The sequence below is a fragment of the Acetobacter sp. genome (genome assembly GCF_047723915.1).
In the GTDB taxonomy this organism is placed as follows: domain Bacteria; phylum Pseudomonadota; class Alphaproteobacteria; order Acetobacterales; family Acetobacteraceae; genus Acetobacter.
In genome coordinates this window covers 85,544-104,310 of record NZ_JBDOBQ010000009.1, presented here as the reverse complement: position 1 = coordinate 104,310, position 18,767 = coordinate 85,544, and the positions used below count along the sequence as shown (strand labels likewise).

Below are 18,767 nucleotides of genomic sequence, written 5' to 3'. Positions count from 1 at the left end.
CGCGAGGTGGTGCGTGACGTAATCCGGGGGGTGGAAAAGGGCTGGCGTTCAGCCAGTCAGGCCGTTGCCGCCAAAGGCGGGGGCGAGCAGGCAGGCGGCTTCGCGCAGGGCAGGCAGCATGGTTTGGGTCAGGGTCGCGGCACTGGTGCGCTGGCTTTGCGTGCCGATATTGAGGGCCGCCGCAACCGTTCCGTCCGGGCGGGTGACCGGCACGGCAAGAGAGCGCAGGCCCAGTTCGAGTTCTTCGTCCAGAATGCAGTAGCCATCGGCCTGAACACGCTCGAGAACCGCCATAAGGGCGGCCCTGTCTGTCAGCGTTTTGGGCGTGCGGGCTTTCAACTGGGCGGGTACAAGGGCTTCACGCGTGGTGTCAGGCAGGTTGGCCAGCAGCACGCGTCCCATGGACGTGCACCACGCAGGCAGGCGGGAGCCTGCTCCCAGGTTCAGTGCGACAATACGGCGCGCCTCGGACCGGGCAAGATAGACGATGTCGGAGTCGATCAGTGTCGAGAGAGAGAAACTTTCGTCAAAGCGACGGCTCAGGTCGTCCAGCACCGGTTGTGTCGTGCGCATGATCGGTGCGGCGGCCAGCGGGGCTGCAAGAGCCAGGACTTTTGGCGTCAGGCGGAACAGACGGTCATCCGTGATCAGGTAGCCCTTGGCCACAAGGGTCAGGAGCGAACGGCGCGCACTCGCACGCGTGGTGCCCGTCCGGCGCGCGGCCTCCGCCAGCGTCAGTCCAGCGGGTTCTGTGGCACAGGCCATGAGAATATCGAGACCGCGCGCCAGGGCATCGACATAATCACGGTCGGTTACGGGGCGTGGCGCGCTCATGCCCCTTATGTTGCACGGGCCCTGCGCGTTGCCAAGCAGGCTGTGAAAGCATGTTGGCGGTTGGTTTATTGCCGGGCCGTGATAGGCTCGCGATAAAAAGGAGCACCCAGCCGTGTCCGAAGACCTCTATCATACCTACCGCCCCGAAACGGGGCATGGTCTGCCGCATGATCCGTTCAACGCCATTGTCGCACCGCGCCCCATTGGCTGGATTTCTACGACAGGTGCTAATGGCTGCGACAATCTTGCGCCCTACAGTTTTTTCAGCGCTTTCAACTACAGGCCGCCGATCATCGGTTTTTCTTCCATCGGGTGGAAGGATACGGTGCGCAATATTCATGAAACGAGAGAGTTCGTCTGGAATCTGGTGACGCAACCACTGGTGGAGCGCATGAACATGTCTTCGGCCACGTTCGCGCCTGAAGTCGATGAATTCGAAATTGCGCGGCTGGCCAAGGCGGCGTCAGTCGTGGTGCGCCCCCCGAGAGTTGCCGCAAGCCCCGTGCAGTTCGAATGCCGCCTGACGCAGATCGTGCGCCTGACTGCGGCATCGGGCAATGACCTGGCGACCTGGCTGACCCTGGGCGAGGTCGTGTGTGTGCATATCCGGCGCGATCTTGTGCCGGGCGGGGTCTATCATACGGGCAACCCTCATCCGGTTCTGCGGGCCGGAGGGGCCGGCTGGTACAGCACGATTACGCCTGAAAGCATGTTCGAACTCGACCGCCCGCCCTCGGTCGAAACGGCCATGGCAATGGCCGAACAACTGGGGCCTGCGCTACTCGGGGCCTGAACCTGACTCTGTGCTTACGTATTGTCCTGATCCGTTCGGGTAAAATACCCTTTCAGGTGCGAACATGCGGGATGCGGCCGAACCGCAGGCGGGGTGATCGGGGTTGTGCGTGACAATTATGGTAAACATGAAGTGCAGGGAAGGGTATTGTTAAATTATGCGGCCCGCTGTTGTGCCGCGTGGTGGCCAGCCCCGCTCTGTCGGGTTGAAGAAAACCGACCTCCTGTTCAATGAAAGTTCCGGGAATGGAAACTGAGATCGTGCGCGGTTCCCATGACCCCGGCGTTCCCCCGGCTGGAGACCTGTTTCAGCAGGTCTGACAGGTCTGTCAGTTCCAGGGCCACCAGATGCACAACGTCGCCTTCGCGCTGGATGCGGCCTTTGGCGGCGATCATCCCGGCCGACATGATAATGGGGCGGTATTTCTCGAAAATATCCGGCCAGATCACCAGGTTGGCAATGCCGGTCTCGTCCTCCAGCGTGATGAAACACACGCCTTTTCCCGATCCGGGGCGCTGGCGTACCAGCACCAATCCGGCTGCCTGGGCGCGTCTGCCATCACGCAGGGCCATTGCAACACCGCAGGGAACGATGCTCCGCCCATCGAGGTCATGCCGCAGAAACGATACGGGATGAGCTCGCAGGCTGAGCCCGATATGGTTGTAATCCCGCACGACTTCCGCCCCGTCGGTCATGGGGGCGAGTGTCAGGGCAGGTTCGTCGACCTCATGCGCTTCATCCGCCGCGGCAAAAAGCGGGAGTGGCGTATCATGCAGCCCCTTGATCGCCCATAGCGCCTCACGCCGTGCCAGCCCGAGAGACGCGAAAAACGCATCGGCCTCGGCCAGTCGCACCAGCGCCTCCTGTGGGACACCGGCCCTGCGCCACAGATCGTCGATCGAGGTGAAGGGGCGTTCGCCACGGGCCGCGACAATCGCTGCGGCATGGGCATTGGCCAGTCCCTTGACCATGCTCATGCCCAGCCGTACCGGAAGGTGGCTGTTCCCGTCACCTGTTCCGTCCAGTGTGCTGTCCCATCGTGAGGCGTTGATACAGACCGGACGGATCTCAACCCCATGGGCCTGCGCGTCGCGCACAAGCTGGGCGGGAGCGTAAAACCCCATGGGCTGGGAATTGAGCAGCGAAACCAGAAACACATCGGGATGGTGGCATTTCAGCCAGCTTGACGTGTAGGCAAGAATGGCGAAGGACGCCGCATGGCTTTCGGGAAAACCATAGCTGCCAAAGCCTTCAAGCTGCCGGTAGATACGCTGGGCGAAGTCCTCCGGGTAGCCTTTGCGTGTCATGCCCTCGAGCAGTCGGGTCTGGAATTTCGAGACTGTGCCGGTGTTCTTGAAAGTGGCCATGGCCCGGCGTAGCCCATCGGCCTCGGCGGCGGTAAAGTCGGCGCAGACCATGGCTACCTGCATGACCTGTTCCTGAAACAGCGGCACGCCGAGCGTGCGTTCAAGCACTTTTTCCAGTTCCGGAGTGGGGTAGTCCGGCTCTTCCAGCTTTTCCCGTCGCCGCAGATAGGGGTGAACCATGTCGCCCTGGATCGGGCCGGGGCGCACGATTGCGACCTCGATGACCAGATCGTAATAGGTCCGGGGCTTGAGGCGCGGCAGCATGGACATCTGGGCGCGGGATTCGATCTGGAAAACGCCGATCGTATCCGCGCGGCTGATCATGGCGTAGGTGCGCGGGTCTTCCGCCGGAATGGTCTGGAGCGTGACATGCTGCCCCTTGTGGGCTGCCAGCAGATCGATCCCCTTTTTCATGCAGGTCAGCATTCCCAGCGCCAGAACGTCGACTTTCATGAATTTCAGGGCGTCGATATCGTCCTTGTCCCATTCGATGATCTGGCGACGATCCATGGCGGCGGGCTCGATCGGCACCAGTTCATCCAGCCGGTCGCGTGTCAGCACAAAACCCCCGGGATGCTGGGACAGGTGGCGTGGCACCCCGATCAGGCTGCGGGCCAGTTCGAGCGTCAAGCGGATACGCCGGTCGGTCAGGTCGATCCCGGTTTGAGCGAATGTGTCGGGGTCCACCTCGCGCGACCAGCCCCAGATCTGTCTGGACAACAGGCCGATCACGTCTTCTGGCAGCCCCATGACACGCCCCACATCACGGAGTGCGGCCTTGGCCCGATAGCGGATGACAACGGCGGTCAGCGCGGCACGTTCCCGCCCGTAATGGTCGTACACCCATTGAATGATCTCTTCGCGGCGGTCATGTTCGAAGTCGACGTCGATATCAGGGGGTTCACGCCGCTCTTCGGAAATGAACCGCTCGAACAGCAGCGTGGTGCGCGCGGGATCTATGGCGGTGATGCCGAGCACGAAACACACGGCACTGTTGGCGGCCGAACCACGCCCCTGGCAGAGAATGTCACGCCGCCGCGCCTCGCGCACGATAGAGTGGACCGTAAGGAAATAGGGCGCGTACTCCAGGCGCCCGATCAGGGCGAGTTCGTGGTGCAGGACTGTTGCCACACCAGGTGGAACAGCGCCGTCATAGGTGTCGTGCGCGCCTTGCCAGGTCAGCGCTTCCAGCGCCTGTTGCGGAGTCTGACCGGGTGTTTCGATCTCGTCGGGGTATTGATAGGCAAGGTCGTCCAGCGAAAAGCCGCAGCGTTCGGTTATTTCCAGAGTTCGGTCTATCGCCTCGGGGGCGCGTGAAAACAGTCGCGCCATTTCGGCTGGTGGTTTCAGGTAGCGATCAGCATGCCGTTCGCGGGCAAAGCCGGCCTGATCGATGGTTGTGTTGTGTCGCACGCAGGTGACGACATCCTGCAGGATGCGGCGATCATGAATGTCGAACAGCACATCGTTGGTTACGACGGTCTTTACGCCTTGCCGGTGTGCCAGATCGGCCAGTTCGTAAAGTCGCATCTGGTCGTTGGGGCGGCGGCGCAGGGTCAGCGCCATATAGGCCCGATCGCCGAATGTCGCGTGCAGCCGCCGCAGGTGCGCGGCACAATCCTCATCCGCGCTATCGGGTACCAGCACGGCAAGCTGCCCTTCATGCCAGTCCACAAGATCGCGCCAGAACAGGCTGCACCTGCCTTTTCCGGCCCGGGCCTTGCCAAGCGACAGCAGGCGGCACAGCCGGCCATAGGCTGCCCGGTCCGTCGGGTAGAGCAGGATGGGGGGGGCGTCCTCCAGATCGAGGCGGCAGCCCACCACCAGCCGGACACCGTATTCCCTGGCGGCAAGATGGGCCTGCACCAAGCCAGCCAGCGTATTGCGGTCCGTGACGCCAAGGGCTGCGATACCAAGCGATTTCGCACGCCTGAACAGTTCATCCGGCGAGGACGCGCCGCGCAGGAAGGAGAAGTGGGTCGTGACCTGGAGTTCGGCGTAGCGGCGTACTGTGGCAGTCATGCGAACAGCCCGTGCAGGAACCAGCGCTGCGACCCTGTTTCTCCATGTTCTCCATCTCCGGCACGATAAATCCAGAACCGTTCGCCCGATGTGTTCTCGACACGGAAATAATCGCGTGCCGTCGCCAGTTCGGCATCGTCCCGCCACCATTCCCCGAACACGCGCTCCGGCCCGTCGGCGCATTGCACCTTGTGGCGAACACCCCGCCAGACGAAGAATACCGGTGGGTGATCGGGCAGCATGGCCATGGTCTCGATCGGTTCCGGGTGCGGCAGCAGCCGGGTGGGGCGGGGCCAGCTTTCGGGCCATTTTTCCGGCCATGTCGCATTGCCGACAGGAGCCAGAGGCGGCACACGCCGCACCGAGCGTTCGGGCACGTCGCTTTCCACCGGAACCACGCGGTAAAGCGCCTTGTGCCCCAGCCGGTTGGCCAGCGTATCGACCAGTCCGGACAGGTCGGCCTCCGGCGCGTCGATCAGGGATGATATCTGCTGGCGCTGTTCCAGCGGTTCGGCCAGCACCGCGGTCAGTTCCATACGCTCGATGCCAAAACCCGGATCAATGGTCTCGATCCGTTCGGACAGGAGACGTTGCAGATGTCCGGGGTCGCGGGTTGGGCGGGCCAGCGCCACACGGACCGCCTGTATGGCGCTATCCACCCGGTGCAGCAGCAGGTCCAGCCGCCGGGCCCCCAGACCGCGTTCTTCCAGCCCGGCACAGAGCGGGAGCACCAGCTTGCCGATATAACGCGCAATGGTTTCGGCGGCGGCAATGGGTTCGGCAAAACTGCGCGACACCGTGACGGGATCGACCGGCCGAACCGGCTGAATGGGTTCGTCCACCCGGCCATAGGCCTGATCCAGCCTGCGGGTGAGTATGTCGCCAAAACGCAGCACCAGCGGTGCGCGCGGGGCGCTGGCAAGGGCGCGTATCCGGGTCAGGCCCAGATCGGTCAGGCCGGCCACGATTTCAGCCGGCAGGCGGAGGGCCGCAACGGGCAGGTCCGCCAGGGCCATGGCCTGTTCGCCGGGCGGGACAATGACTGCGGCACCAACTGAGGTGCGTGTCATGGCGTGGGCCGCCCCCAGCGTATCGGCTACGGCTGTCCGTGCCGTAATGCCGGCACCTTTCAGGCGGCGGGCAATATCGCGCAGCATCATCGGCTCGCCACCCAGAAGATGGTCGGCCCCTGTGGTGTCCAGAACCAGCCCGTCGGCCCCGTCGGTGGCGGCAATGGGTGTCACGCGCTGTTGCAGCCAGAGTGCCAGACGCACGAGGGCTGCGCGATCTTCATCCTGCCGGGCGGGCATGACAGTCAGGCCGGGCAGAAGAGCCTGTGCCTTCGCCACCGGCATGCCGACCGCAAGCCCGGTTCTGCGCGCGGCGCGGTCGGCAGCCAGCACCACACGGCGGCTGCCTTCGCGGCCGGCAAGCACCAGCGGTGCTTCAGGCGGCGGTGCTGCGTCGCCCAGTGCGCGGCGCAGCCGGTCGGTGGCCCATAGCGGCAGCCAGATCGACGTGATCCGCCGTGCCGGTCGCTGGCTGCCCGGGTGCCCCGGCAATCCGCAGTTCTGCCCGTCCATTTTGCACCTCCACTTCGAAAGCGGCATTTTCGCCCGAACGGGCGCGCAGCAGTTCCAGCCGCCATCGGCCATGACCCACCCCCGGCACCGGCAGTGGAGCCGATGGCAGCAGTGAAACTCGCCAGCGTGTCGTGCTGGCCGTTGGTTGGGCAAAATCCACCATATCGGCCTGCCGCCGCCAGCGCCGGAGCAGCAGGCCGATCCCGCCCCCGCTTTCGGCCGCGAGCTGCAACCGGCGCGAGGCGGTCATGCCCAGCCGTCCGACCTCGGCCACCACAGCGCCCGGGCCGCCATGACGCAGCCCTTCCTCGAAACAGGCCAGCGCTTCGCGGTCGGTGCGGGCTTGCACAAAGAGCACCCGGGAGGCGGCAAGCCCGGCCTGCTGTAGCGCGGGCGCGAACAGATCGGCCACCATGACGATCCACAGCACCTGGCCCTTCGTGCGTGCGGCAATGCCTGCTGCAAAATGTGCCGCGGCGCTGGCGTTCAGGGCATCATGACCGCCCCCCGCCACTTCGTGCAGGGCGCCAAGGGCAAGCCCCCCGCCGGGAAGTTTCTGGTCTATTTCCGGCACACCAAAGGGCAATGTCACATGTCTGCGGCTGCCGTGCCCCTCAAGACGGCCGATTGCGGCACGCAGCGTTTCCAGGCCGGGCTTTGTCTTGGGTCGGGCTGTCATATCACGGGTCTGTCACACCTTGTCCGGCTTGCTTTCACGGTATATGTTCTTGATTTGTTCTTATTATAGTACGCAGGCCAATGCAAGGCGGATCATTCCAGGCATAAAGGTTGAATGTGTCGCCAGCCGGGACTGTTGGTGACGGCGCCTTCTGGCGCCTGTGCGGTATTCGCCGGACCATGGCCTTGCCTGTTGCGCGACCCAAGGCGCGGCATAGGCAGTCTTCAGTCAGGGCCGGGGTTTGGCCCGGCTTATGGGGGTGTTTGCAATGATCGAGAACGAAATAGGAACACGCGCCGGTATGGGAAGGATGTCCCCCTGACGGCCGGGTTCACAAACCGGAACAGAACGGGGCATGCGCAGATAGCCATGAGCGGCTTTATGCCTGCTGAAACTTATGGGGCCGCACAATCATGTAAAACATTATGTGTCCATCATGGGGGCGCGCCGGTTCATGCCACACGCATCGGGATGATCAAGGGTCAGCAGAAGGCGTGTAAGGGGCTTTGCATGACCGGACAGGGGTGGGGAGCGATGGAGGACGGATGTGTCCGCCGACCAGCCGGGGTAAAGTCGACCCTTGAGAAGAGTGAGCCAGCCTTCCGGTGTTTCATGGACGGTCTCGCTGTCGTTGTGTTTCCACTGAACGCCGGGACCTGTGTAGGTGCACAGAAGGCGCAGGGGAACAGTGTCGACATGGAAACGGCAACAACTGTCATGATTGATCTTTTCCAGACGGAAGCGGATTTCGCGCGTGTCTGACAGGGCCTGATAACGGTGCGCGAGAGCGAGCATGTCATGAATGAGTGCCTGTGCCCCCGCAGGCATGAGTGCGATGAGTTCGGTTTCAAGGATTTCGGTGCTTCCGCGCTTTAGGAACAGCCTGGGGCCCTGTGCGGTCCACAGCGCTGCGGCTTTGCGGAGATCCTCGTTCAACTGCCGTGGTTCCTGAACCATGGAGCAGGCGGGGTTGCGGATTGTATGAAACGGCGGAGGGGCAGCGAAAAGCTGGCGGGTCGGGCAGGCCTGTCTCATTTCGGGCTCCATAGCTATTGTTATGTTATAATATAACATGTAAGCTGCGCCGGTCGCAACCGATTGAATGGTATCTGTCATGGCTGAAAAACTGCCGGTCACCGTGCTTTCCGGCTTTCTGGGCGCTGGAAAGACGACGCTCCTCAACCACGTGCTGAACAATCGCGAGGGCCGTAGGGTCGCGGTGATCGTCAATGACATGAGCGACGTGAATATCGATGCCGATCTGGTGCGGAGCGGAAGCGATCTTTCACGCACGAACGAAGCGCTTGTCGAGATGAGCAATGGCTGCATCTGCTGCACCTTGCGAGATGATCTTCTGCACGAAGTGCGACGCCTCGCGGCGGAAGGACGGTTCGATTACCTGCTTATAGAATCGACCGGGATCGCGGAACCGCTGCCGGTTGCCGCGACATTCGAATTCCGGGACGAAGCCGGGCAGAGCCTTTCCGACATAGCGCGTCTGGACACCATGGTAACGGTGGTGGATGCGGTCAATCTGTTGAAGGATTACAGCTCCACGGATTTTCTCCGCGACAGGGGAGAAACGGCGGGCGAGGAAGATGATCGCGCACTGGTGGACCTGCTGGTCGAACAGATTGAATTTGCAGATGTTGTCGTTTTGAACAAGGTTTCTGCCGCAACGCCAGAACAGCGTGAGGCGGTGCGGCATATCATTCTGGCACTGAATGCCGATGCGGATGTGATTGAGGCGGATATGGGGGCCGTACCGTGCCACAGAATTCTGGATACGCATCTGTTCGATCATGACCGGGCACAAAAACATCCGCTTTGGTACAAAGAGCTTTTTGAATTTAACAGCCATGTTCCCGAAACTGAGGAATACGGGATTCGCAGTTTTGTCTGGCGGGCGCAAAGGCCGCTGATTCCCGAACGGTTCAAGGCGTTCATCGACAGCATGTGGCCGGGTGTGGTGCGGGCCAAGGGGCATTTCTGGCTGGCGACACGCCCGCAATGGGTGGGAGAACTGGGGCAGGCGGGGGCACTGGTCCGCACGCAGGCGCTCGGGCGCTGGTGGGTGACGATCCCTCGGGAACACTGGCCGGACAGTGACGAATGGCGGGATCTGATCCTGTCGAAATGGAACCCGGTCTACGGGGACCGCCGGCAGGAAATCGTGTTTATCGGCACGTCTGATATGGATGAGGCCGCTATACGTGCAGCCTTGACGGCCTGCCTTGTGCCGGAACTGGATATGGAGCGGTTCGACCCGCTGCTGTTTGCACATCTGCCTGACCCGTTCCCTGCCTGGGGGAGCGATGTGGTGCCGGAAAATGCCTGAAGCGCGCAACGATAATGAGCGTACGCTGCGCCATGAGATGTGGCGCCGCTATACGGGGGATGACTGGGCCGCGTTCGATGCCCTGCCTGCTGCAATCCGCAAACGTGTGGCGGAACATGCGTACGACGCGTGGTCGGTCAATGTCATGATCCTCTGGCAGCATTACAAACGGCTTTACGGACGCACCCCCCGTGCGGAACGGGCCCTGATCCGGTATCTCGATTACTGCGAACGACTGGAACGGGCCGCTTTTGCGTCGCGCTATACCGAAGCCTACCGTGCCGTTCTGCCGCATGAGGCTGCATGCGTGGCGGTCTTGAGATAATACGACAGCAGACGCGGCCCGGAACAGGCGCTGTCAGCATGCGGCGTTGGGGGAGGCTCCGATCCCGCAGCACTTTGGGCGCGTTTGCTGTTTGTTGCAAAGCGGAAGGTCAGGGGTGCCACAGGTCTTCCCTGGTCGCAAAAGGGTCTGCATTCTGTCCGATGACATCGCCCGAAATGGACAGAACAGTCCGTTCAGCGCGTGTGTAAGGTGACCAATGCGCCCCGTGTGGCAGGGTGGGTGCCGGATCGGCAATGAAGCTGCGCCATATCTCATGTACCTGCCGTGCAGAAACGGCGTTCAGTCCGTGATAGCGTTGGGGAAGGTTCTGAACGCGCAGGCCTTCGCGCCACCAGACCTCGGCCAGTTCTGCGCCGTGCGCGGCACCCGTTTCATCCGGCAGGATATCTCCGTACAGATATTTGTAGACCGGCTGGGTCTGGCAAAGCAAAGACGCATAGCGTGTCGTGGGGTTTTGAAACACCAGGTCGCCGGCTATGGCGCGCCACAGTCCTGTGGGGCTGTGCTCGGGCAATGCCTGTCGGTAGCGTTCGACCATGGTTTTTCCGCTTGTTCCCAGGGGGCGTACGCGCGGGTCCAGCAAAGGGACAAGATCCTGATAGTCAAGGTGCGGGTGCATGCGTGAATGCGTCAGATATTCAGCCGATGTTGTGCCGATCATGACTGGCACGGGTGCCACGCGGCCCTGCGTTGCCGCCTGCTCGGGGTGGCAGGGCAGGGTGTGCGGGTCGATAACGGGCTGAAAGGGAATGCCAACGACCGTGACGGAACCGTCGCGTTGCCAGTCATGGCTGTTATAGGATTCATCGCATATCTGCTTTTGGGCGTTCAGGATATGCGTGATATCCGTCGTCTCCAGCGCGGAGGCCCTGGCCCCCAGGCAGGACAGGAACCGTTCTGTCGTGCGTTGGGCGCAGTGCACCGGCAGGACAGCAGGTGTCGCGCCGGACTGTATCAGGGCGCGGGAAAAAAGCCCGCGGGCCTCCGGCATGGCCATAAGGGTTGCCACGGCAAAGCCGCCAGCCGACCGGCCGGCAAGGGTTACGCGTGCAGGGTCGCCCCCGAAACCGGCAATATTGTCACGCACCCACTGTAGCGCACGGATGATATCGAGCAGCCCGCGATTATCCGGCGCATCGTCCAGATGCAGAAAACCCAGGGCCCCCAGTCTGTAGTTCAGCGTGACTTCCACAATGCCGCTGGCCGCGAAAGCACCGCTCTGGAGAACGGTTTCGTTTGCCGAACCAAGGGCATATCCACCCCCATGCACCCAGACAAGTACAGGTGCCTTGCCCTGCATGTCGTGCGTGCGGATATTCAGCGTCAGACAGTCTTCTCCCGCATTCAGCGCGGATGTGGCGCCATGCCCCACCGGCCCGTAGGTGGGGCGTTGCGGGCACACAGGCCCATGTGTCAGGGCGGGGCGGATACCATGCCAGGATTCTGGTTCCTGTGGCAGGGCGAAACGCCTGCCAGGACGCAGGGACGCGGCATAGGGAACGCCCAGAAAAGCATGAACCCCGTCGACCACACGCCCTTCCAGAAGGCCATACTGCGTGCGCGCATGTGTTATGTCAGCCATGTGTCCCGAATTGCTCCCGTTCTATCCTGCCAGCGCGCGACGAATGTTTATGCCGCGCTCGATGATGACCACCGGGATCATGCTGGCCAGGACAACCAGAACGGACAGGGCCGCGACCTGCGGATCTGTCCTGAACTGGATATAATGGTAGATGGCAAGCGGCAAAGTCGTGGCCCGGTGCCCCGCGATGAACAGAACGATGACCGCCTCGTCAAACGAGAACAGGAAGGCGATCAGCCCGGCCGCAACCAGTGTCATGCGTAAGCCGGGCAGTGTCACACGCCAGAATGCCTGCCAGGGTGTGGCACCATGCAGGCGGGCGGCTTCTTCGCAGGCGGGGTCCAGGCCTTTCAGTCCGGACAGCACGATCCGCACGACATAGGGCAGGGTAATGCCGACATGCGCGATAACCAGACCGCTAAGGGTATCCAGCAGACCGAGCGGCTGCAATGTCATCATCAGCCCGACCGCGAGCACGATATGGGGCACCACCATGGGGGAAAAAAGCAGGGCCTGCACGGCAGCCCGACCGGGAAAAGACCTGCCACCCAATGCAAAGGCCGCCCCGGTACCCACAGCGAGAGACACTGCCGCCGCCGCCCCTCCGACGAGGAGGCTGAGCAGCCCCGCATGCAGGAACGCGGTATTGTGCAGAACAGCTGCGTAAGATCCCAAAGACAGGTGTTCGGGCGGGAAACGCAGGTAGGGTCTGGTGTCGAACGAGACAACCAGCACAACCACGAGCGGGGCGAGCAGAAACGCATAAAGGGCGACAATCAGCCCCCTCCAGCACAGCAGGCCGACAGAGCGTTTCAAAACCGCTCCTCCATACGACTGAGAATGCGCTGGTAGACGGTAATGACCCCGCCGAACAGAACCAGCAGCAGAATGGAGAGGGCTCCGGCGGCCTGCCAGTTCAGGGTAACCGTCGTTTCATTGAAAATTTCGGTGGCAAGTACAAAGACCCGCCCTCCGCCCATGAGCTGTGGTGTGACAAGGGAACTGACAGCAAGGACAAAAACCAGCAATGCCGCAGTCATCAGCCCCGGCAGAACCAGGGGCAGGACGACGCGGCGGAACACCTGTAGGGGAGGTGCCCCCAGCAGGGCGGCGGCCTGTTCGATTTCCGTATCCAGCCGACCCAGATTGCTCAGGATCGATATGATGGCATAAGGCATCAGGATTTCGGTCAGTGCGATAACCGTTGCCAGTGTGCCGTTATCAAGCCTGACAGGCATGGCCAGCAGTCCGGACCACAGCAGCATGTCGTTGATCATGCCATGCCGCCCCAGAATGACCATCCAGCCATAGGTGCGGATCACCGTGGATGTCAGCAGCGGTGCTATCGCCAGAGCCGCCAGAACCCCGCGCCAGCGTGTTGTCGTGCGGGCCAGGAAGAGTGCGATGGGAAAAGCCATGGGCACGGCAAGCGCTGCCGTCAGAACCCCGAGCCAGACAGTTTTCCAGAGCACCCACCAGTAGAACCCGTCACCAAGCACGTGCTGGTAGGCTTGCAGTGTAAAACCGGGAAGGGTCGCACCGTCACCGCTTCTGGGCAGAACCGATATCCGGCCCAGCCATATCAGCGGCAGTATGAAGGTTACGGCCAGTGCCAGCAGACCCGGCGCAAGCAGAAGCCCGCGCAGCCAGCGGGGCTGTGCCTGCATGCTCCCGCTCATGCCCTGTCCTCTGCGACAAGGCGCATGTCCCTTGGCAGCCAGGAAAGGGACACGTCCTGCCCGATGCTTATTCCCGCAGGCAGGGGAGCGGCCTGTTCCACGCACAGGCGATGCTGGCCGGCCTTTGCCGCGATAAGGTAGCGGTCCCCCGCGTAGACGATATCCTCCACATTTGCGGTGCATGTGCAGGTTTCGGCCTGTGCCGCGCCAAGGCGGATATGGTGGGGGCGTACAAACAGGGTGCCGACGCCATCCCAGGGGGGGATGTCGTCTGGAACGGGTATGCGGCCCAGACCGTCCACATCGGCGCTGCCAGGGTGGATGTAGCGTGCGGGCAGAAAATTGCCGCGCCCGACAAAGGATGCGACAAAACGGCTGGCAGGGCGGTCGTAAATCTCGACTGGTGTTCCGATCTGGCGGATATGGCCGCCAGACATGACGGCCACGACATCCGCGATCGACAGGGCTTCCTCCTGATCGTGTGTCACGAAGACCGAGGTCATGCCAAGACGGCGTTGCAGGGTGCGGATTTCATCGCGCATGATGCTCCGCAGCTTGACATCCAGATTGGCCAGAGGTTCGTCCAGCAAGAGAATATCGGGCTCGATGGCGAGAGCCCGGGCCAGGGCGACACGTTGCCTTTGCCCGCCTGACAGATCGGCAACGCGTCTGCGTTCCAGCCCGCCCAGATGCATGAGGTCTATCATGTCGCCCACGCGTTTGCGGCGGGCCGCATCGTTCAGCCCTCGCACCTCCAGTCCGAATGCGATATTGCGCGCGACATCCAGATGCGGGAACAGGGCGTAGGACTGAAACACCATGCCCATGTTGCGTTTATGCAGCGGCACACCGATCATGGAGCGGCCACCGACCAGTATCAGTCCTGACTCCGGCAGTGTCAGCCCGGCGAGCATCCGCAGCAAGGTGGTCTTGCCACAGCCCGATGGCCCCAGAAGTGTGAGCATGCGCCCGCGTTCGAGCGTCAGTGTGGCGTCCGCCACCGCCGGCACCGCTGAACCGGGATAGGTTTTGCGCAGGTTCCGGATCGTCAGGTAGGATGCGGCATCAACCACTGATAACCTCCCGCTGGATACGGCGTACCCATTCACTGTAATGCGCGCTGACAAAACGCCAGTCGAGCTGCATGGCGTTGGCCGCCACGTCCGGTGGCCCCGATATGGCACGCTTCAGGGCGTCGGGCAGCTCGACATGGGTGTTCACCGGTCCATAATACGCCTTGGCTGCAAACGCCGCCTGAACGTCCGCTGACAGGGCATGATCGATAAACGCCTGGGCCAGATCGCCCGCAGGCGCATGTGCGGTCAGGTTGAGTGTATTGATCTGCGCCACACTGCCCTCACGCGGGATTACCGCGGACAGCGTGCCCGGATTGGCCTGCGCGATCATGCGCCCACGGCCGTTCCAGCCAACGCCCAGTGCCACGGTTCCGGCCAGTAAAAGGGTGTACAGGTCGGGCTGGGCGTTCCATGTCGCGACCAGGGGGGCGAACCGGCGCATCAGCGCCAGACCGGGTTCTATGCTCTGCCGGTAGTCGCCCCCTTGCATACGGGTCAGCAAGGGCAGGAGCACGACGCCCCTCGTGTCTTCCACAGGAAGGCAGATCTGATCGGCCAGATCCGGGTTGGCCAGATCGAGCCAACTTGTCGGGGGCGGTGTCAGGGCGCGGGTATCGTATAAAAGGGTCAGGTTATCGGTGGAAAACGCAACGCCGTGCATGCCCTCGGGCCGCGCCCACGCAGGAAGTGCCGCAAGAGCGGGTATGGCCTGCTCGGCCAGCGGCGCCAGCAGGTTTTCCGCGGTCGCCAGAAACGAGATCGAAATATCGGTAATGGCCACGTCTATCTGCGGGGCTTGGCGTTCCAGCCGCAGCATGGCCAGCATCTGGGCGGAATTCATGACCGGTCTGTAAACGACCCTGACATCAGGCCGCCTGCGCTCGAACGTATCCATGACAACCGAGCGGAAAATACTCTGGAACGGCCCCGCGAAACCCGCGACCGTCAGCACGGTCATGGTGTCCGCGCGGGTGCTGGCGGCAAGCGTGACGCCAGCCGCAGTACCCCCGAGCAGAAAACCGCGCCGGTCCAGCAGTGGCGGCGCAGTCATGTTTCAGCCGTCCATGTCTCGCGGAAAATACGGAGCCAGTTTTCCCCGAGAATTTTTGTAATCCGTGTTTCCGGCCAGCCCCGGCGGAGCATGGCCGGAACAAGGTTGGGTGTTTCGGCGATCGTTGCGATACCCGCCGGTTTGCGGATAACCGTCTGGGCAAAATTGGTCAGTTGCCGGGCATAGCCCTTGTCACGGTTCGCCCAGACCTGCCACGGGCCAGGCCGCGGGTGCCCCGTGCTGAAGTCGGTGCCGATAGCGACGTGGTCTTCCCCCACAAGGTCCAGAACATGGGCCATGGCGTCCAGATAGTCTTCTATCGTGGCATCGTTCCCGGCCTTCAGGCCCGGTGCGAACAGGCTGAGACCGATCACGCCGCCTTTGGCCGCGCAGGCCTTGAACAGATCGTCGGGTTTGTTGCGTTTGACATCGTGCAGCGCGCGCGGCAGCACATGGGAAATGCAGACCGGCTTGCGCGAGTGGGCAATGACCTCGGCTGCCGTAAGGTCACCCACATGGCTGAGGTCGCACAGCACGCCCTGGCGGTTCATTTCAGCAATGACCTCACGCCCGAAACCTGTCAGCCCGCTGTCGCGCAGTTCCAGATAGCCGGCGCCGGAGTAATTCTGCGTGTTATAGGTCAACTGCATGATGTTGACGCCCAGCAGCTTGAACAGGCGGATATAGTCCAGCCTGTCTTCCAGGGGCGAGGTATTCTGCCAGCCAATGCTGATACCTGTCCGTCCGGTGCGTTTGGCCGTTTCAATATCGCCCACATTGCGGATCGGCATGATCAGATCGGCATTGTCCGCGAAAAGCTGCTCCCATGTGCGGATATACGCCATGCCTTCGCTGAAGTTTTCCCACAGGAGGGACGCAGCATTCACCACGGTCAGCCCAGCGGCGCGCATTTCCTCGAAAACAGGCCGGCTCCATGCGCAGGTCTGCAGGCCGTCTATCACCAGGCTGTTGCTGTAAAGCGTTTGCGCGTCGCGTGTCATGGCGTTGCCTCCTTTGTGTTGGCGGTCGTTACGACCTGTTCGGGCGACCATTCGTTGCCCAGCAGTTCGGAGCGACTGTAATCGTGGAACTGTTGCAGGACGAATTTTGCATCTTCCCGCAACAGGGACGAGACAATGCCACGGGCCAGGCGCTGGGCCGCCTCGGTCAGTCCGGGGGCACCGCTGGTCAGTTTGCCATGGCTGAGTGTCGCGTCGAAACTGAATGCGTAAACACGGGAAAGCTCAGCCGCATGTTCGGGGTTTTTAGCCCTGAATGAAAAATCGTCCGCGAGGTCGGGGAGTGCAGCAAGCCCGGCGCAGTCTTCCCCGGTTGCGGGGGTAAAGCTGTCCCGCCACAGGCGCACCAGAGGGGCGATCCTGTGCAGTTCGGGCCTTTTGTCCAGCGCGCAGGCAAAGCCGGTTGCAAAAATAAGGTAATCCAGTTCCACCTCGTCATGGGGGGTGCTTACTGTCAGCCCGTCGGCATTCTCGCGCGCATCCACAATCGGGCTGCCCAGACGCATATGGGCATTGGCATGGCGGAAAACACGCAGAACGCTCTCGCGTGGGGCGGGAACCGGAAAGTCGTAGCCCGAACGCATGATTTTCCACTTGATCTCATCGGGCAGCGTTACGTAGCCGACAATCAGGCCCTCATGGCTGATGCCGCTGAATTTGTCGATATCCGGCAGGTGTGCGCGCCTGACAAACAGATCAACCCTGCTGGCCCCCGCCTCCAGCGCGGTTGCAGCATTGTCCATGGCGGAGGCTCCGGCTCCCACCACGCCAACCCGCTTGCCCTGAAGGGCTTCGAAATTCACCATGTCTGACGAATGCGCATAAAACCGGCGGGAAATTTTGCCAGCTACTGGCGGCAGGGCTGGCTGGCCCAGCCCGTCAATTCCGGTTGCGATCACGACGCGGCGCGCGGTCAGCGGAGCGGCACCCCCCATGGTCGAGACCGCTATCAACCCATTGTCACAAAAGGCGATATCCGTCACGTTCGTCTGGTTGCGCACCGGCAAAGCCAGAACCTTGCGATACCAGCACAGATACGCCATCCAGAGCGGTGTTGGAATTTTATCCAGTTCGTTCCAGGCATCGGTCCCATATTGCGCGCTGAACCATGCGCGGAATGTCAGGGCAGGAACGCCGAGTGCTGGCCCTACGGCGGTTTTGGGGGTGCGCAGGGTGCGCATGCGGGCGTAATTCAGCCACGGACCTTCACGCCCCTGTTCCGCACGGTCGAGGCAGATTACGGATGTCACGCCCTGAAACAGCAATGCCGCGGTAGCGGACAGCCCAAGCATGCCACCGCCAATGACGATCACGTCGTAATCTGGTCTGGTTTCGTTGCTTTTGCGGCAAACCCAGGGGCGGGCGGGAAGATTCAGGTCTTCCATTTCCCGTTTCAGCCGCTCTTCCAGCCTTGCCAGGCCATTACCGTGCGCCAAGAGCCTTGTCCTCCGCGCCTGCTCTGAACAGTCGCTTTTGAAGTTTTTCCAGATCTTCGGGCGGATGCCGGTTAAAGCCCGGGATCAGATCTTCCGCAAGGCCGCCGATACTTTCGATCAGACGTTCGACCTCGGTGTTCAGGGGCCTGAAAACAGGTGTCAGCACACTCCATACCCAGGGTATGATTTCGGCCAGCGGCCGTACCACGGTGCCCTGCACGGGAATGCCGTAAGCCGTAACAGGCTCCACCAGGGCGATGCCCAGATTTTCCCGTGCGGCCAGAACTGCGGTCAGGGACGTGTTGGTTTCAAGCCTAGCATGGGTGCTGACGCCGCTGGCCTTCAATGCAACGTCAACCACCCCCCTCAGCCGGAAAGGATTGGCCACCGTCAGAACCTGGCGGTTATACAGGTGCTTGAGCGAGATAATGGCTTCTCCCGCCAACGCATCGTGCTCGGACAGAACAGCCACGCAGGGCGCTTCCCCGATCCAGTGCAGATGCACGTTTTCGTGTTCCAGGGGCAGCGTGGCCAGCCCGAGGTCAATTCCCCCATCAGCCACCGCATGGCACACGCTTTCCGACGTCATGGCTGTCAGGGTGGTTGTGATGTCGTCATCCATGCGGGCTATGGCCCGTGGCACGATCCCGCTTGCAAGGGCGGGCGTTGCCCCGACCGTAATCCGCCTGCGGCCCACGCCGCTGGCAATTTCGCGCACCTTGTCCTCTATGGAACGCAGGCCGATAAACGAGCGCCGGACTTCCTCGTAAAGCAGCATGGCATCTTCGGTCGCTCGGATACGCGTGCCCGAACGCTGGAACAGCGTCAGGCCCGTGGCCTGTTCCAGTTCCAGGATCAGGCGGCTGACAGCGGACTGCGTTCTTTCAAGATATTTTGCAGCCCCTGTCATGCTGCCGATGGATACGACAGCGTGGAACGCCTCGATTTGCCGCATTGTGAGC

The 18,767-nt window shown here is 62.1% G+C and carries 16 protein-coding genes; 3 read left to right on the top strand and 13 right to left on the bottom strand.

The window, feature by feature from the left end; all coding sequences use genetic code 11:
- Positions 1-48: 48 nt before the first annotated feature.
- Positions 49-834: an IclR family transcriptional regulator C-terminal domain-containing protein gene (locus ABF990_RS07350; RefSeq protein WP_415490365.1), complete on the bottom strand. Its 786-nt coding sequence runs from the start codon at positions 832-834 to the stop codon at positions 49-51.
- 112 nt (positions 835-946) lie between these two features.
- Here ABF990_RS07350 and ABF990_RS07345 point away from each other — a divergent pair, with 112 nt between their 5' ends.
- Positions 947-1,627 carry a flavin reductase family protein gene (locus ABF990_RS07345; RefSeq protein ID WP_415490366.1) on the top strand — a complete coding sequence of 227 codons (681 nt, stop codon included), beginning with the start codon at positions 947-949 and terminating at the stop codon, positions 1,625-1,627.
- Positions 1,628-1,854: 227 nt separating this feature from the next.
- On the opposite strand, the gene ABF990_RS07340 is transcribed toward ABF990_RS07345, so the two are convergent.
- The 4 genes from ABF990_RS07340 to ABF990_RS07325 all read right to left on the bottom strand — a co-directional run bounded on the left by ABF990_RS07340 (position 1,855) and on the right by ABF990_RS07325 (position 8,313).
- Positions 1,855-5,016, bottom strand: a complete 3,162-nt coding sequence (locus tag ABF990_RS07340; RefSeq protein ID WP_415500265.1) for an error-prone DNA polymerase — start codon at positions 5,014-5,016, stop codon at positions 1,855-1,857.
- Positions 5,013-6,452 carry a DUF6504 family protein gene (locus ABF990_RS07335; protein WP_415490451.1) on the bottom strand — a complete coding sequence of 480 codons (1,440 nt, stop codon included), beginning with the start codon at positions 6,450-6,452 and terminating at the stop codon, positions 5,013-5,015. The genes ABF990_RS07340 and ABF990_RS07335 overlap by 4 nt, the downstream gene beginning before the upstream one ends.
- A gap of 10 nt (positions 6,453-6,462) precedes the next feature.
- A complete protein-coding gene (locus ABF990_RS07330; RefSeq protein ID WP_415500266.1) occupies positions 6,463-7,278 on the bottom strand; it encodes an ImuA family protein in 816 nt (271 codons plus the stop codon).
- Between the two features lie 423 nt (positions 7,279-7,701).
- Positions 7,702-8,313: a DUF1826 domain-containing protein gene (locus ABF990_RS07325; RefSeq protein ID WP_415500267.1), complete on the bottom strand. Its 612-nt coding sequence runs from the start codon at positions 8,311-8,313 to the stop codon at positions 7,702-7,704.
- A 67-nt stretch (positions 8,314-8,380) separates the two neighbouring features.
- On the opposite strand from ABF990_RS07325, the gene ABF990_RS07320 reads away from it, so the two are divergent.
- Together ABF990_RS07320 and ABF990_RS07315 are read left to right on the top strand one after the other, a co-directional pair.
- Positions 8,381-9,616: a GTP-binding protein gene (locus tag ABF990_RS07320; protein WP_415490373.1), complete on the top strand. Its 1,236-nt coding sequence runs from the start codon at positions 8,381-8,383 to the stop codon at positions 9,614-9,616.
- Positions 9,609-9,941 carry a DUF6525 family protein gene (locus tag ABF990_RS07315; RefSeq protein WP_415490375.1) on the top strand — a complete coding sequence of 111 codons (333 nt, stop codon included), beginning with the start codon at positions 9,609-9,611 and terminating at the stop codon, positions 9,939-9,941. The genes ABF990_RS07320 and ABF990_RS07315 overlap by 8 nt, the downstream gene beginning before the upstream one ends.
- Before the next feature lie 109 nt (positions 9,942-10,050).
- Here ABF990_RS07315 and ABF990_RS07310 read toward each other — a convergent pair whose 3' ends face one another.
- Genes ABF990_RS07310 through ABF990_RS07275 form a run of 8 tightly spaced genes read right to left on the bottom strand, consistent with a single transcriptional unit; the run spans position 10,051 to position 18,760 of the window.
- A complete protein-coding gene (locus ABF990_RS07310; protein ID WP_415500268.1) occupies positions 10,051-11,544 on the bottom strand; it encodes a carboxylesterase/lipase family protein in 1,494 nt (497 codons plus the stop codon).
- 21 nt (positions 11,545-11,565) lie between these two features.
- Complete coding sequence (locus ABF990_RS07305; protein ID WP_415490377.1) at positions 11,566-12,360, bottom strand: ABC transporter permease; 795 nt, start codon at positions 12,358-12,360, stop codon at positions 11,566-11,568.
- Positions 12,357-13,223 (bottom strand): ABC transporter permease, encoded by an 867-nt coding sequence (locus tag ABF990_RS07300; RefSeq protein ID WP_415490378.1) that lies wholly within the window; start codon positions 13,221-13,223, stop codon positions 12,357-12,359. Before ABF990_RS07300 ends, ABF990_RS07305 begins: the two co-directional genes overlap by 4 nt.
- Positions 13,220-14,296, bottom strand: a complete 1,077-nt coding sequence (locus tag ABF990_RS07295) for an ABC transporter ATP-binding protein (protein WP_415490379.1) — start codon at positions 14,294-14,296, stop codon at positions 13,220-13,222. The genes ABF990_RS07300 and ABF990_RS07295 overlap by 4 nt, the downstream gene beginning before the upstream one ends.
- Positions 14,289-15,350: an extracellular solute-binding protein gene (locus tag ABF990_RS07290; RefSeq protein ID WP_415490380.1), complete on the bottom strand. Its 1,062-nt coding sequence runs from the start codon at positions 15,348-15,350 to the stop codon at positions 14,289-14,291. Before ABF990_RS07290 ends, ABF990_RS07295 begins: the two co-directional genes overlap by 8 nt.
- Entirely contained in the window at positions 15,347-16,351 is a 1,005-nt protein-coding gene (locus tag ABF990_RS07285; RefSeq protein ID WP_415490381.1) for a membrane dipeptidase, read from the bottom strand. Before ABF990_RS07285 ends, ABF990_RS07290 begins: the two co-directional genes overlap by 4 nt.
- The gene (locus tag ABF990_RS07280) at positions 16,348-17,805 is read right to left on the bottom strand and encodes an NAD(P)-binding domain-containing protein (protein ID WP_415490382.1); all 1,458 of its coding nucleotides are present in this window, start codon (positions 17,803-17,805) and stop codon (positions 16,348-16,350) included. The genes ABF990_RS07285 and ABF990_RS07280 overlap by 4 nt, the downstream gene beginning before the upstream one ends.
- Positions 17,792-18,760, bottom strand: coding sequence for a LysR family transcriptional regulator (locus ABF990_RS07275; RefSeq protein ID WP_415490383.1), 969 nt, complete (start codon positions 18,758-18,760; stop codon positions 17,792-17,794). The genes ABF990_RS07280 and ABF990_RS07275 overlap by 14 nt, the downstream gene beginning before the upstream one ends.
- Between the last annotated feature and the right edge of the window lie 7 nt (positions 18,761-18,767).

What these genes read in the sequence shown, in the direction of transcription:
- ABF990_RS07350 (WP_415490365.1), bottom strand. Translation starts at nt 834, where the DNA reads ATGAGCGCGCCACGCCCCGTAACCGACCGTGATTATGTCGATGCCCTG.
- ABF990_RS07340 (WP_415500265.1), bottom strand. Translation starts at nt 5,016, where the DNA reads ATGACTGCCACAGTACGCCGCTACGCCGAACTCCAGGTCACGACCCAC.
- ABF990_RS07330 (WP_415500266.1), bottom strand. Translation starts at nt 7,278, where the DNA reads ATGACAGCCCGACCCAAGACAAAGCCCGGCCTGGAAACGCTGCGTGCC.
- ABF990_RS07325 (WP_415500267.1), bottom strand. Translation starts at nt 8,313, where the DNA reads ATGAGACAGGCCTGCCCGACCCGCCAGCTTTTCGCTGCCCCTCCGCCG.
- ABF990_RS07320 (WP_415490373.1), top strand. Translation starts at nt 8,381, where the DNA reads ATGGTATCTGTCATGGCTGAAAAACTGCCGGTCACCGTGCTTTCCGGC.
- ABF990_RS07315 (WP_415490375.1), top strand. Translation starts at nt 9,609, where the DNA reads ATGCCTGAAGCGCGCAACGATAATGAGCGTACGCTGCGCCATGAGATG.
- ABF990_RS07310 (WP_415500268.1), bottom strand. Translation starts at nt 11,544, where the DNA reads ATGGCTGACATAACACATGCGCGCACGCAGTATGGCCTTCTGGAAGGG.
- ABF990_RS07300 (WP_415490378.1), bottom strand. Translation starts at nt 13,223, where the DNA reads ATGAGCGGGAGCATGCAGGCACAGCCCCGCTGGCTGCGCGGGCTTCTG.
- ABF990_RS07290 (WP_415490380.1), bottom strand. Translation starts at nt 15,350, where the DNA reads ATGACTGCGCCGCCACTGCTGGACCGGCGCGGTTTTCTGCTCGGGGGT.
- ABF990_RS07285 (WP_415490381.1), bottom strand. Translation starts at nt 16,351, where the DNA reads ATGACACGCGACGCGCAAACGCTTTACAGCAACAGCCTGGTGATAGAC.
- ABF990_RS07275 (WP_415490383.1), bottom strand. Translation starts at nt 18,760, where the DNA reads ATGCGGCAAATCGAGGCGTTCCACGCTGTCGTATCCATCGGCAGCATG.